Here is a 14248-nt window from a genome sequence, read left to right as displayed (position 1 = left end):
AATTTTCGGGTATACCGAATTAGGGAGAGAGTATGAAACCGATGACGTCGCTGTTGGGCCTGGTTCTGGCGCTGGTATCGCCAGTCGTGGCGATCGCCGATCAGGGCGCAGAACGCCTGACGCGGCTTCTCGAACCGCTGCAGACCTATGCCGCGGATTTCGAGCAGCAGATTCTCGATAGTAGCGGCCAGCGCCTCCAGGAAGCGCATGGCCAGATGTGGCTGTCGCGACCGGGAAAATTTCGTTGGGAGGTCGATGAGCCCTATCGCCAGGTCGTGGTATCCAATGGCGAGGAAGTTTTCTTGCATGACCCCGACCTTGAGCAGGTCACCGTGCAGCCACTTGATACCCGGGTGACCCATACCCCGGCCTTGCTGCTATCGGGAAGCGCTTCCGAACTGACCGAAAGCTATGATGTGGGTCGCCAGCAGCAGGGGGCAGCGGAAACCTTTACTCTGACCCCGCGTGATCCCGATACGCTGTTCGAAGAGCTCAAGATGACCTTCTATAGCGAGCGGCTGGGCATGCTGCAGATGACCGATAGCACCGGTCAGCGCACTGCCATCCGATTCGACGACGTGCAGTACAACCCCTCCCTCGATGATTCCCGCTTCACGTTCGAGATTCCTGACGGAGCGGATGTAATTCGCGAAAGTTATTGATGGCGCCTCGCGGCGCCAATCGCTCAATGAATTGAGCTCCCACATCATTGCCAGCCTGGAGTTGTGGGGGCTCAGCTTTGCTGAGCGATGGTAAAAAGCGCCGAACTTGCCTCGGACTCGGCGCCAATCGCTCAATGAATTGAGTTCCCACATCATTGCCAGCCTGGGTTTGTGGGAGCCCAGCTCCGCTGGGCGATGGCGGTGAGCAGAGTAGCCGAATCAGTTCCCCCTCTCGCCTCGGTCCGCCTGGGTATCCAATTCCGCCCGCCACTCCATGATCTGTTTGAAACGCGCTTCCTGGCCATATTCGCTGGGCTCGTAGAAATCGGCTTTAGGCAGGTTTTCGGGCCAGCAGTCGTGAGAGCTACCGGCAGGGTAGCCGTTAGGCTCGTTATGGGCATAACGATAACCATGGCCATGGCCCAGCGACTCCATCAGCTTGGTCGGTGCATTGCGCAGGTAGGTGGGCACCTCTAGGTTGGGGTGCTCGGCGACGAAGGCCTTGGCCTGCTTCCAGGCGCGGTCGATGGCATTGCTCTTGGGGGCTACCGCCAAGTGAATCGCGGCGTGAGCGATGGCACGCTGGCCCTCGTAGTCCCCCAGGCGCAAGAAGGCATCCCAGGCCGCCATTACCAGCGGCAGGGCGCGTGGATCGGCATTGCCGACGTCCTCGGAAGCAATGGCGGACAGGCGACGCACCACATCCAGAGGATCGCCTCCCCCCTGCACGAATTGCGCGATGTACACCAGCGCCGCATCCGGGCGCGAAGAACGCACCGATTTGTGAATCGCCGAGAGCAGATCGTAGTAGTGATCGCCTTGCTTGTCGAAAGCGCTAGCCTGATGACCGATGACTTCTTTCAATGCCTCTCTGGGCAAGCGTTCCCCTTCACCCTCGGGAGTCGTGAAGTCGCAAGCAGTCTCGAGCAGTCCCAGCGCACGTCGAGCATCGCCGCCGGCGGCGCGCGCCAGAATGGCCAGTACCTCGTCGTCAGCCAGGATATTCCGCTTGCCCAGGCCGCTTTCGCGATCGGCAATGGCTTGGCGTAGCACCTGGAGCAGTTCGTCCTCGCTAAGTGACTTCAGAACATAGACCCTGGCCCGGGACAGTAGAGCCGAGTTGACCTCGAACGAGGGGTTCTCGGTCGTGGCGCCAATCAGCGTCAGCAGGCCGGATTCCACATGTGGCAGCAAGGCGTCCTGCTGACTCTTGTTGAGACGATGGATCTCATCGAGAAACAGCAAGGTTGCACGTCCTTGGGATTGCGCCAGACGGGCGCGTTCGACCGCCGCGCGAATATCCTTGACCCCGGCCATCACCGCCGACATGTGCTCGAGTTCAGCCTCGGCCTCGTTGGCAAGTATCTCTGCCAAGGTGGTCTTGCCCACGCCCGGTGGGCCCCACAGGATCATCGAACGCACCGTGGCGGTCTCCGCCATGCGCCGTAAAGGCTTGCCGGGGCCGACCAGGGCCTGTTGCCCGATATAGTCGGCGAGCCGACGCGGGCGCATACGGAAGGCCAGAGGGGCGCTGTCCTGGGATTGTTGCTGGCTGAAGAGGTCCATGAATCGACTCCGGGCAACTTTCTACGACTTTAGGTGATGGCAGAATGACGACTTTGGCACTAGGGTTATACATCCGAGGCTCGTGGAACCACGAACGTAGACTTTTGTTACGAGCGTTGAACTTCGAGCCCCATGGGGGAATCCAATCTCTTGCCGTCGTTCGCCCTTCTATGCCAGCAGAGGAGGCCTTGCCATGCCCATGCTGACTCAATTGCGCCTGGATCATGCCAACATGGCGCGCCTATTGCACGTTCTGCAGCTCAAGCAGAAGACGCTCGCCGCCGGTGAACGTCCCGATTTCCAGCTCATTCGCGAGGTGGTTGATTATATCCTCGACTACATGGATGACTTTACCGTTCCCCTGGAGAGGATTTGTAGCGAACAATTGCTGGCCAAGGCGCCTCAGGCCGGGGAATTGAGCAGCCGTCTTTCCAGCGATTACCGGGCTTTGCATGAGCGCCTGATGCGCTTGTCCCAAGATCTCGACATGATCCTGATGGATGCCGTGGTACCGATGGATCGCTTTGCCGATGATCTGAAAGCCTATCTCGATGCCCACCGCGCCTATCTGCGCGATGAGCGTGAAGAACTCTTTCCTCTAATTCGCGAATATTTCGACGATGCCGACCTGGAACGCCTGGCCGAGGCGCTTCCCGAAGGTGCGGCTACCAAGCTCGAATACCTGCAGGAGAGCTATCCGGAACTCTATGCAGAATTGCGATCAACCCCCGAGCCTGTTGTTGGCTGAATCCTGAACATTGTGATAATGCCTTTTCTGGGGTCGTCTCATCGGCTGACAACCCGGGGCAATTCCTGCCAGCGTGTCGTATAGCGCGGAGAGCGCCGTTGGCTTTGCATCTGCCACTCGGCGTGCGCTGCCTGCACGCCAAGTGTGAGTGCCTCGTGCCCGAAGCGCTGGCGGATACTGTCCCATGTCGCCATCAAGCGCTCCTGGCGCGAGGAGTCGCTGCCGTCGAATAGCGAGGGTTGGCTGTGGCGGCGCGGCGACAAGTCTCCTAGCATCACGCCTAGCTTGTGGTAGGCCATACCGGGTTGCCACACTCGTGTCACCAGTGCCTGAGCGAGTCGATTGAGCAATAAGGTGTCGGCGCTGGCAAAAGGGAGTTCGCCCCACGCACTACTGGGGCCTTGTGGGGTATCCCGAAAAGGGCTGGTGCGTAAAAAGACACCCAGGGCAGTGGCCTGAAGATCGTTGCGGCGTAGTTTCTCACCGGCGCGCTGGCAACGATGGCGCAGAGCGGCGCGAATTTGCCTCAGGTCGCCCAGTGGCTTGCCGAACGAGCGTGAGCACAGGATGCTGCGCCGAGGTGTGTCGAGTTCCTGTGAGGGCAGGCAGGAGGTGCCTCTCAGTTCCTGCGACGTACGTGCCACCACCACACTGAAGCGTTGCTGTAGCCAGTCTTGTGGAGCGTCACGCAATGCTATGGCTGTGACGATACCCTGGCCGGCCAGGCGCGCCTGTAGGCGCTCACCGATGCCCCAGATGCCTGCCAGGGGCAGTGTTCGCAGTAGGGCTTCGAGCTCGGGAGCCTTGGCGCCATGCCACACGCAGACTTGAGGCTGGATTGGCTGCCGTTTGGCATGGCGGTTGGCCAGCTTGGCGAGCGTTCGGGTGGGAGCAATGCCCACTGATACTGGTAACCCCACCTCACGGGCTACGCTCATGACCAGTTCCCGCCCTAGAGCCTCGAGATCTCCCGGCATGCCACGCAGGTCGAGAAAACACTCATCGATCGAATAGGGGTCGAGTCCTGGCACGAGTGCGCCAAGGACAACTTGTACCCGTGCCGACAGATCGCCATAAAGGGCATAGTTGGAAGAACACAGTGTGATCTGCCGGCGTAGATTGGGTGCGATCTTGTGGGTGGGAATACCCATGGGAATACCCAGGGCCTTGCACTCCTCGGAGCGAGCGACGACGCAACCGTCGTTGTTGGACATTACCCCTACTGGCAGGCCCTCCAAATGGGGCGCAAACAGTCTCTCGCAAGCCACATAGAAGTTATTGCAGTCGACCAGCGCGAACATCTTCAAGTCTCCCGAATGGGATGCCGGAAGTCATGGACCACATGACTGACGACGCCCCACAGTCGGCAGTCGCGATCGGCCTCCAGTGGTAGCCGAGGCCGACGTGGGTCAGCCGGGCACAACCACTGATGCCGGCCTGTGCCTTCCAGGCGCTGCAAGCACAGCGTCCCTTCGATGATGGCGATCACCCAGTGGCCAGGCTGGGCCGTCAGCGAGCGGTCCACCACTAGCAGGTCGCCGTCATGAAAACCGGCCTGTGCCTGATCGTTGCCTTCCACCTGCATGAAGAAGGTCGATGCCGGATGTGGCACGAGATGACGGTGCAGATCGAGCGGTGCTTCCAGATAATCGTCGGCGGGCGAGGGGAAACCGCTGGCACCACGCCGTTGAGGCGATATCTCGCGCATTGGGATCTCCAAATCTCATTCAATTATACTGTAAAAATAAACAGTATTCGGTCAGTGAGCAAGCATCGCTCGGGTCGGAGCTCCGGGTAAGGTAGAATGCGCGGAATGCGTGAATAGTGAGGACATACGACGACATGGATCGGCTGCAGGCAATGCAGATCTTTCGGGCCGTGGTCGAGGCAGGTAGCTTCGCCGGTGGCGCGCGCAAGCTGGGGCTATCCAATGCCATGGTCAGCAAGCAGGTGGCACGTCTCGAGGAGCAGTTGGGGGTGCGGCTGATGGTACGCACCACGCGCCGTCTGCAACTCACTGCCGAAGGTGAACGCTATCTGCAAGGCGCTGGACGGCTACTCGATGAGTTGCAGGAGTTGGAGGCCGGCTTAGGGGAGCAGCGTGGCGAAATACGCGGTCGATTGCGGCTTTCGGCCCCGCTGGACTTCGGTGTGCGCGAACTGATCCCGGCATTACAGGCCTTCGAGCAGGCGCATCCAGCAGTGGCGCTGGATGTCGTGCTGGAGGATCGCCGTGTCGACCTCCTGGCGGAGGACTTCGACCTGGTAGTGCGTATCGGTGATCTGGAGGATTCCAGTTTGATCGTTCGGCAACTGATGTCGATGCCGATGTATGTCTATGCCTCGCCCGAATATCTCGAACGTTATGGCGTACCGCACCATCCGTATGATCTGACGCAGCATCGCTGCCTGCACTACAGCTTGCAGCGCAATGGGCCGAGCTGGGTACTGATGGTCGATGGTAAGCCAGAACGTATTCGCTATCAGCCGGTGTTGACCTGTAACAATGGCCGTGCTCTGACCGAGGCTGCGGCGCGAGGCATGGGACTGGTTCAGAAGCCAGCGTTCCTCGGTGAGCCGGAGGTGGTCAGCGGGCGCCTGGTGCGCGTGCTGGAGGACTACAGCCCATCGCCAATGGGGGTATACCTGTTGTATGCCGAGCGCGAACTAATGCCGGCGCGTCAGCGAGCATTGATCGATGCCCTAGTATCGCACTTCACGGAGCAAGGAGCATGACGGGACCGATTCTGATCTTCGATTCCGGTGTCGGCGGTTTGTCGGTGGTGGCGGCCTTGCGTTGTCGGCTGCCCAAGGCAGCGCTGGCATATGTCTGTGACGATGCCATGCTGCCTTATGGCACCAAGAATGATGACTGGCTGGTAGCTCGCATCGTGGCAGTGTGCGAGGCCGCCGTGCGTGCAAGTCATGCCTGCTCATTGGTGGTGGCCTGCAATACCGCCAGTACCCTGGCGCTCGATGCATTGCGTGAGCGGCTGGCGATACCCGTGGTTGGGACCGTGCCCGCGATCAAGCCGGCCGCACAGCTGAGCCGTAGCCGCCATTTGGCGCTGATGGCGACCTCGGCAACCGTAAACCGCCCCTATACGCAGGCGCTGATCGATGACTTTGCCGCTGACTGCCAAGTGCTGCGTCTGGCTGCTGACCCTCTGGTCGAAGAGGCCGAGCACTTGTTGGCGGGGAAAACGATTGATCGTCGCGTGGTGGCGGACTGCCTGGCGCCGCTGTGGGAAAATGCCGAAGTCGATACCGTGGTGCTCGGCTGCACTCATTTTCCTCTGTTGCGCGATGCCCTGGAAGCTGCCGCACGGTACCCGCTCACATGGGTCGACTCCGGCGATGCCATCGCTCGCCGGGTCGCTCAGGTGGTGGCAACATCGGCAACGTTCGATGGGCCGGGGCCAGCTTGGGTCACCGGGGCGGAGGGACGGCTGGTGACGGCGTTGGCAACGTACGGTTTCGCCACCCCTCGACAACTTGACGTTCCACTACCGGGGTGGCAAACCGCATCGGCGCCGTATGACTTACCAACTTTCCATTGATTACCAGATTCCTATCTCAAGGAGACCCCGTGGCCGTACCCGTAGTCGACCCTTCCCGCTATGACGATCAGCTCGAGGCCAAGCACGCACGTCTCTCTGCGCAGTTCGCTCGTTTCGATCCTCCGTCGCTGGAGGTCTATTCCTCGCCGGCGAGCCACTACCGGCAGCGCTGTGAGTTCCGGGTTTGGCACGAGGGTGACGATCTGTTTTATGCCATGTTCGAGGTCGACTCCGACGATCCCAAGAAAAAGCGCGTGGTTCGTGTCGACGACTATCCGGTGGCCAGTCGCTGCATCAACGAACTGATGCCGCGCCTGCTGGATGCCGTACGCGACAACCCGACACTGCGGCGTAAGCTGTTCCAGGTCGAATTCCTGACCACGCTCTCTGGCGAGGCGCTGATCACCTTGGTCTATCACCGCCCTTTGGATGAGCCATGGGAGGTTGAAGCGCATCGCCTGCAACACGAGCTCGGTGCCTCGATCATTGGCCGTTCGCGCAAGCAGCGGCGAGTGCTCGAGCGTGATCACGTTTGGGAGCGGCTGGCAGTAGAGGGACGTGAATTCATTTATCAGCAGGTCGAGAACAGCTTTACCCAGCCCAATGCCGAGATCTGCAAGGCAATGCTGACCTGGGCTCGGGACGTGACCCGTGACAGTCAGGATCGTGATCTGGTCGAGCTGTACTGCGGTAACGGTAATTTCACGATTGCATTGGCCGAGAATTTCCGCAGCGTGCTGGCAACGGAAATTTCACGGACGTCGGTGGCGTCGGCCAAGACCAATCTGGCTGCCAACCATATCGACAATGCCACGGTGGCGCGAATGTCCGCTGAGGAGTTTGCGGCGGCACTGAAGGGTGAGAAGGGCGGCCGTCGAGTGGCCGAGATGGGCCTGGAGGACTACGATTTCTCTACGGTACTGGTCGACCCACCGCGTGCCGGCCTCGATGCACGCAGTTGCGAACAGCTCAGCGGTTATCGGCGCATCGTCTACATTTCATGTAACCCCGATACGCTGGAGGACAATCTGGAGCGCCTCGAGCGCACGCATGTCATGACGCGCTTCGCGCTGTTCGACCAGTTTCCCTGGACACACCACTGCGAGTGCGGAGTGCTATTGGAGCGACGGGCATAGGGGCCGTCCGAAAAGTTGTCTATGCAGGTGTTTTTTTAGACAAAACCCTGTGTCAAGAGACAATGCACGATTGACATGCTCTATGACAAAGGGTCAATTCGGTAGGGGTGGGGGTTAGGCTGCAGTAAGCTGGCGCGAAGCGTGGTTGCCGATACCGCGTTATTGAACATCCCGCCGGTCGCAGGGGGCGATCGGCTCGAGCCGAGGTGATTGATGCAACACGTTGCGATCGATGGCAAGCAGGAACTTCTTGCCCAGCTCCAGGAACAACTGGTGAAGCGGCTTCCCGACGAAAAGGTCGAGTCGGTCATGGCGTTTGCCGCCATTCTCTACTCGAGGGCTTCCATCGAAGATCTGGCCGAGCGCCGCATCGACGACATTTATGGTGCCACTCTGTCCATGTGGCACTTCATCCAGACACACGATCTGGCCTCTCCCAGGGTGCGTGTCTATAACCCGGACTTCGAGGAACATGGGTGGCAGTCGACCCATACCCAAGTTGAGGTTCTGCACCGGGACATGCCGTTTCTAGTCGACTCCGTGCGCATCGAGCTCAATCGCCGCGGAATCACCGTGCACGCCATTCATAATGCCGTGTTGGCGACCCAGCGTGACGACGATCACCGCTTGATCTCACTGACGCATCCCGAAGACAAGAAGGCGCCGGAAGGGCGGGAGTCCCTGATTTGCATCGAGATCGATCGTCATTCCGATCCCGAACTGCTGGAAGATATCGAAAACAGTCTGCACGATGTATTACGCGACGTGCGCACTGCCGTGGCCGATTTCGAGCCCATGCGTGACAGGGTTCGCGAGGCATTGAAGGAGCTCAAGGCCAAGCGTCCCAAACAGGTCGATAGCGAGGATCACAAGGAGGCCGTGGCTTTTCTCGAGTGGTTGCTCGACGACCACTTCACTTTCCTGGGCTACGACGAATACCAGGTGATGGATGTCGATGGACACGACGAGCTGCGCAAGATTCCCGACAGCGACCTTGGCGTGTTCAAGCTGGATCAACCGCGCTATCAGGAGCGTATTCGCAACGACCAAGGGATCGATGGCGAGCACTACGTGTTGGTGCCCGAACTATTGTCGTTCGCCAAGAGTGCCTACCATGCTCGGGTGCATCGCCCTTCTTATCCGGACTATATCTCCATCGACCGCTATGATGACAATGGACGTGTCATCGGCGAGCGTCGCTTCCTGGGGCTTTATTCTGCCACCGTCTACAATGACTCACCGAACCATATTCCATTGCTGCGTCGCAAGATCCGGGCGGTGATGGATACCGCCGGCGTCAGTCCGCATGGCCACGATGGCAATCAACTGCGTCAGATCCTCAATGTCTACCCGCGTGACGATCTTTTTCAGACATCTACTGAGGAATTGACCCGAACGGCGATCGGCATTCTCAATATTCGCGAGCGGCGCCGGGTGCGGTTGTTCATTCGCGTGGACCGTTTCGGCAAATTCTATTCGTGCCTGGTATTCGTACCGCGTGACGTCTTTTCCACCGACTTGCGTGTACGCATCCAGAACATGTTGTGCGAGGAGCTCGATGCTACCTTCGGGGATTTCAATACCTATCTTTCCGAGTCGGTATTGGCACGCATCCAGTTGATCCTGCGCTTCAACGGCGACGAGCCCGTTGAATACGATCTCAAGCATCTCGAACTCAAGGTGGCCAACCTGGCGCGCAACTGGCGCGATGACTTGCAGGCCGCCATGGTCGAGGGCTTTGGTGAGGAACAGGCCAATCGCCTGATGGATCTCTACCGCGATGCCTTCCCGATTGGCTATCGTGAAGATTTCTCGGCGCGCACTGCTGTCTACGACATTCATCATATCGGTGAGTTGGTTGGCGATGTGCCTCTGTCGCTGTCGCTGTACCGCCTGGTGGAAGAAGAGGCCGACGGCGTCAACCTCAAGTTGTTCCACAAGGGCAGCCCGATCCCGCTTTCCGATGTATTACCGGTAATGGAGAATCTCGGTCTACGGGTGATCGGTGAGCGTCCCTACCATGTCGAACGCAGCGACGGTAGTTACTGGATCCACGATTTCGACCTCGAGCATCACACCAACGAAATCGTCAATCTCCAGGAAATGCGGGAGTCCTTCGTCGACGCCTTCAAGCGCATCTGGATTGGCGAGGCAGAAAACGACGCCTTCAACCGGTTGATCATCGGCGCCAATCTGAGTTGGCGCGAGGTCGCCATGTTGCGGGCTTATGCCCGTTATTTGAAGCAGATTCGTTTTGGGCTTTCACAACTTTATATCGCTACCACGCTGGCCAATCATCCTGAGATTACCCGTGAACTGGTGACCCTGTTCGAGCTATGTTTCGATCCAGAGCAAACCAACCGTGATGCTGAAGTCGAGGATTGCCTGGCACGTCTGCACCTCCAGCTCGATGGGGTAGCGAGCCTCAACGACGATTTGTTGATCCGTCGCTATATCGAGCTGATCCAAGCGACGCTGAGAACCAACTACTATCAGCCTGATGCCGATGGCGAACTCAAGGGCTATCTCGCCTTCAAGCTCGACCCCGCGCGTGTACCGGATATTCCCAAGCCACGACCGAAGTACGAGATCTTCGTCTATTCACCGCGGGTGGAAGGGGTGCATCTACGCGGTGGCAAGGTCGCTCGCGGTGGGCTGCGTTGGTCGGATCGTCGTGAGGATTTCCGTACCGAGATTCTAGGCCTGGTCAAGGCTCAGCAGGTCAAGAACGCAGTGATCGTGCCGGTCGGGGCCAAGGGAGGTTTCGTCTGCAAGCGTTTGCCGGAAGGTGATCGAGATGCCATTCAGCAGGAAGGCATCGTCTGCTACAAGACCTTCATCCGTGCGTTGCTGGATGTCACAGACAACCTTGATGGTGGAAAGGTGGTTCCGCCGAAAGCCGTGGTGCGTCATGACGACGACGATCCCTACTTGGTGGTTGCCGCCGACAAGGGCACCGCGACCTTCTCCGATATCGCCAACGAGATCTCGCTGGAGTATGGACATTGGCTGGGCGATGCCTTTGCCTCCGGCGGTGCCAACGGCTATGACCACAAGAAGATGGGGATCACCGCCAAGGGAGCCTGGGAATCGGTCAAGCGCCACTTCCGCGAGATGGGCATCAACACCCAGGCCGACGAGTTCAGCGTGCTGGGCATCGGCGACATGGGTGGCGACGTGTTCGGCAACGGCATGCTGCTGTCCGACAAGATTCGCCTGGTGGGTGCCTTCAACCACCTGCATATTTTCGTCGATCCCGACCCGGATGCAGCCGCGTCCTTCGCCGAACGCAAACGCCTGTTCGAGTTGCCGCGCTCCAGTTGGGAGGATTACGACGCCACGCTCATCTCCAAGGGTGGTGGGATATTCAAGCGTAGCGCCAAGTCAATTCCGATTTCCCCGGAAATGAAAGCTGTCTTCGATATCAAGGAAGACAAGCTCGCGCCCAATGACCTGCTCCGAGCCATGCTCAAGTCCCGTGTCGATCTGATCTGGAATGGCGGTATCGGCACTTACGTCAAGGCCACGGAGGAGAGCGATGCCGAGGTTGGCGACAAGGCCAATGATGCGTTGCGTATCAACGGTGCCGATCTCAACTGTCGAGTGGTCGGCGAAGGGGGCAACCTCGGCTTAACCCAGCGGGGGCGTATGGAAGCCGCCCGCAAGGGAGTGCGCGTCAATACCGACTTCATCGACAACGCCGGGGGCGTCAACTGCTCCGACCATGAAGTCAACATCAAGATCCTGCTCGACGATATCGTCAAGCGTGGTGACATGACCGACAAGCAACGCAACCAGTTGCTGGCCAAGATGACCGATGACGTCTCCAAGTTGGTGTTGATCAGCAATTATCGCCAGACCCAGGCGTTGTCGCTGGCGGAGATCCTTTCCAGGGAAGGGTTGGGACCCTATCGGCGCTTCATCAACGAACTGGAGGCCAATGGGCAGCTCGATCGTGAGCTGGAATTCCTGCCCGGTGATGAGGCACTGCTGGAGCGTTCCAACGCGGGTGAAGGCCTGACCTTGCCTGAGCTGTCGGTATTGATTTCCTATGCCAAGAGTGTGCTCAAAGGTGATTTGATCGTCTCTGACGTTCCCGATGACCCTCATATTCAGCAGCATCTCGAACGCATCTTTCCCAAGGTGCTGGTCGAACGCTTCAAGACCGAGATGTACGATCACCGGCTCAAGCGTGAAATCGTTGCCACCCAGATTGCTAACGATATGGTCGATCACATGGGGATCGTCTTTGCACGGCGCCTGATCGACACCACCGGGGCGACACGGGCAGAAATCGCCAGGGCTTATGTCATCGCTCGTGACAGCTTCAATCTGAACGACCTGTGGCACCAGATCGAAGCACTCGACAATCAGGTCGATAGTCGTTTGCAGTACCGTATGATGCTCGATTTGATGCGATTGCTGCGTCGGGCGACACGCTGGTTCCTACGCCAGCGCAGTGGCATGACCGTCAAGGATTGTATCGGCCACTTCGCACCGCGGTTGACGCAACTGCAGGAGAGTCTCGGCAAACGGCTGCGTGGCGACGAACGTGAAGCCTGGGAGGCACGGCGCGATGAACTGGCATCGGCCGGGGTTCCAGAGACGCTGGCTAGTGCCGTGGCTTCCACCAGTAGCTTGTATGCTGGGCTTGGAATCATCGAGGCGGCCAAACAGTCGGGCGAGAAGATCCAGCGTGTTGCCGAGGTTTTCTACGAAGTTGGCCATCGCCTGGAGTTGCCGCGAGTGGTCGAACAGATCAATGCCCTGGAAGTGCGCGACAGTTGGCAGGCACAGGCGCGAGAAACCTTCCGCGATGATCTCGATCGCCAACAACTGGCGTTGACGGTGGGCGTGCTGAAGCTGGAAGATGCACCTCGCGACGTGGAAGGTCGAGTAGCACGTTGGATCGAGCATCACGATTCTCTCTACCAACGTTGGTGTGGCTTGCTCGCTGAACTACGTGCCGGTACCCAGGCCAGCTACCCGCTGTTTGCCGTGGCCATTCGCGAACTGGTCGACCTGGCCGAGAGCGGTAGCGAGAGCTGACCGTACTCATCCACACGAGAAAGCGAACCCCGCCACGGCGGGGTTCGTCGTTTCAGTGCCGCTTGCGGTATAATCGCCGCCCTATGTTGCCTGTCACCCTCGTAAGGAGCCCCATGTACGCCCTGGCCCGATCCCTGTTGTTTCGACTCGATCCCGAAACTGCCCATGGCGTGACGCTTTCCGCATTGGACATGGCCCACAGGTTTGGCCTGGCTGAGCGTTTGAGTGGAGGAACGGTCGATGATCCAGTCGAACTCATGGGGCTGAAATTCCCCAATCGGGTGGGCCTGGCAGCAGGGCTGGACAAGAACGCCGATCACCTCGATGCCTTGGGAGCGCTTGGCTTCGGTTTCGTCGAGGTAGGGACCGTTACCCCTCGGCCTCAGGATGGCAATCCGCGTCCGCGGTTGTTTCGGTTGCCCAAGCGTGGGGCAATCATCAATCGTATGGGGTTCAACAATTCCGGTGTCGAACACTTGGTCGAGCGTGTACAGCGAAGTCGTTATGACGGCGTGATCGGTATCAATATCGGCAAGAACCTGACCACGCCGGTGGAACGGGCAGTGGATGACTACCTGATATGCCTGGATCGGGTACATGCCCTTGCCCACTACATCACAGTGAACATTTCCTCGCCCAATACGCCGGGGCTGCGTAACCTGCAATTCGGTGAGCATCTGGATGAATTGCTCAGTGCGCTGCGCGAAGAAGCATTGCGCCTGGACCGGGAAAGTGGGCGGCGAGTGCCCTTGGTGGTGAAGATCGCTCCGGACATGACGCCTGACGAAGTGACATTGGTTGCCCGAACGCTCAATGCCAACGCCATCGATGGCGTGGTGGCTACCAATACCACCATCTCACGCGAAGCGGTGGTGGGTTTGCGGCATGCCGACGAGGAAGGAGGGCTTTCCGGCACGCCGGTCTTCGAGCCGTCCAATGCGGTGATCCGTGAGCTGCGGCGTCACTTGCCCAACATGCCAATCATCGGCGTGGGAGGCATCGATAGTGGCAGGGCCGCAGTGGCCAAATATCGTTCAGGAGCGGATCTGGTGCAGCTTTACTCGGGGTTTGTCTATCGCGGCCCATCGCTGGTAAGAGAATGTGCCAAGGCGTTGCGGGAAGCGGCTTGACAAGTGAAATAGCCGTAACGGATGCCTCGCCAGTGCCTGGTTCATCCAAGCATTGGATGCGTATGAAAAGAAGCGGGTGCTGAAAAGGTGAGCGGTGAAAAATGAAAAGGCCCGTGGTCGTACACGGGCCTTGAGGGGCATCACCAAAAGGAATCGGTGAAAGGTGAGCCGGGGGTCACATCACCATGGGGTTCTTATGAATGCCGGAGACGCCTGTCATGCCGGCCCACTGATCCCCACGACCTTCACGCCAACCGCTCATCCAGTATTCTCGTAAATTGACATCTTGACTGGGACAGTCATCACGGGAACGGCCTGTAATACCTGCTTTGTAGCCGTGAACATAGGCACGCTGGAAGCGATCACGTTTCTGTCGTTTCATCGGATGACCTCTTTG

At 58.9% G+C, this 14248-nt stretch carries 11 protein-coding genes; 7 read left to right on the top strand and 4 right to left on the bottom strand.

The window, feature by feature from the left end; translation table 11 throughout:
* The first annotated feature begins 32 nt into the window (after positions 1-32).
* On the top strand, positions 33-662 hold the full coding sequence (lolA, locus tag L861_RS07535) for an outer membrane lipoprotein periplasmic chaperone LolA (RefSeq protein ID WP_016416456.1): 630 nt from the start codon (positions 33-35) through the stop codon (positions 660-662).
* Positions 663-881: 219 nt separating this feature from the next.
* On the opposite strand, the gene L861_RS07530 is transcribed toward lolA, so the two are convergent.
* The gene (locus tag L861_RS07530; protein ID WP_016416455.1) at positions 882-2228 is read right to left on the bottom strand and encodes a replication-associated recombination protein A; all 1347 of its coding nucleotides are present in this window, start codon (positions 2226-2228) and stop codon (positions 882-884) included.
* A 199-nt stretch (positions 2229-2427) separates the two neighbouring features.
* Between L861_RS07530 and L861_RS07525 the strand changes: the two genes are divergently transcribed.
* Positions 2428-2976, top strand: coding sequence for a hemerythrin domain-containing protein (locus tag L861_RS07525; protein WP_027947553.1), 549 nt, complete (start codon positions 2428-2430; stop codon positions 2974-2976).
* Positions 2977-3014: 38 nt separating this feature from the next.
* Here the strand turns inward: L861_RS07525 and L861_RS07520 are convergent, their stop codons facing one another.
* A complete protein-coding gene (locus L861_RS07520; RefSeq protein WP_016416453.1) occupies positions 3015-4277 on the bottom strand; it encodes a Y-family DNA polymerase in 1263 nt (420 codons plus the stop codon).
* Between the two features lie 2 nt (positions 4278-4279).
* Positions 4280-4684 (bottom strand): LexA family protein, encoded by a 405-nt coding sequence (locus L861_RS07515; protein WP_016416452.1) that lies wholly within the window; start codon positions 4682-4684, stop codon positions 4280-4282.
* A gap of 134 nt (positions 4685-4818) precedes the next feature.
* Between L861_RS07515 and L861_RS07510 the strand changes: the two genes are divergently transcribed.
* The 5 genes from L861_RS07510 to L861_RS07490 all read left to right on the top strand — a co-directional run bounded on the left by L861_RS07510 (position 4819) and on the right by L861_RS07490 (position 13851).
* Positions 4819-5712: a LysR family transcriptional regulator gene (locus tag L861_RS07510; RefSeq protein WP_016416451.1), complete on the top strand. Its 894-nt coding sequence runs from the start codon at positions 4819-4821 to the stop codon at positions 5710-5712.
* Positions 5709-6536 carry a glutamate racemase gene (gene murI / locus L861_RS07505; RefSeq protein WP_016416450.1) on the top strand — a complete coding sequence of 276 codons (828 nt, stop codon included), beginning with the start codon at positions 5709-5711 and terminating at the stop codon, positions 6534-6536. The genes L861_RS07510 and murI overlap by 4 nt, the downstream gene beginning before the upstream one ends.
* Positions 6537-6565: 29 nt before the next feature.
* A complete protein-coding gene (gene trmA, locus L861_RS07500; RefSeq protein WP_016416449.1) occupies positions 6566-7672 on the top strand; it encodes a tRNA (uridine(54)-C5)-methyltransferase TrmA in 1107 nt (368 codons plus the stop codon).
* A 213-nt stretch (positions 7673-7885) separates the two neighbouring features.
* Complete coding sequence (locus L861_RS07495) at positions 7886-12721, top strand: NAD-glutamate dehydrogenase (RefSeq protein WP_016416448.1); 4836 nt, start codon at positions 7886-7888, stop codon at positions 12719-12721.
* A 113-nt stretch (positions 12722-12834) separates the two neighbouring features.
* Positions 12835-13851 carry a quinone-dependent dihydroorotate dehydrogenase gene (locus L861_RS07490; RefSeq protein WP_016416447.1) on the top strand — a complete coding sequence of 339 codons (1017 nt, stop codon included), beginning with the start codon at positions 12835-12837 and terminating at the stop codon, positions 13849-13851.
* Positions 13852-14026: 175 nt separating this feature from the next.
* Here the strand turns inward: L861_RS07490 and rmf are convergent, their stop codons facing one another.
* Positions 14027-14233 (bottom strand): ribosome modulation factor, encoded by a 207-nt coding sequence (gene rmf / locus L861_RS07485; protein WP_016416446.1) that lies wholly within the window; start codon positions 14231-14233, stop codon positions 14027-14029.
* Between the last annotated feature and the right edge of the window lie 15 nt (positions 14234-14248).

It is taken from the genome of Litchfieldella anticariensis FP35 = DSM 16096 (genome assembly GCF_000409775.1).
GTDB classification, from domain to species: domain Bacteria; phylum Pseudomonadota; class Gammaproteobacteria; order Pseudomonadales; family Halomonadaceae; genus Litchfieldella; species Litchfieldella anticariensis.
This window is presented reverse-complemented; position numbering and strand designations above follow the sequence as displayed.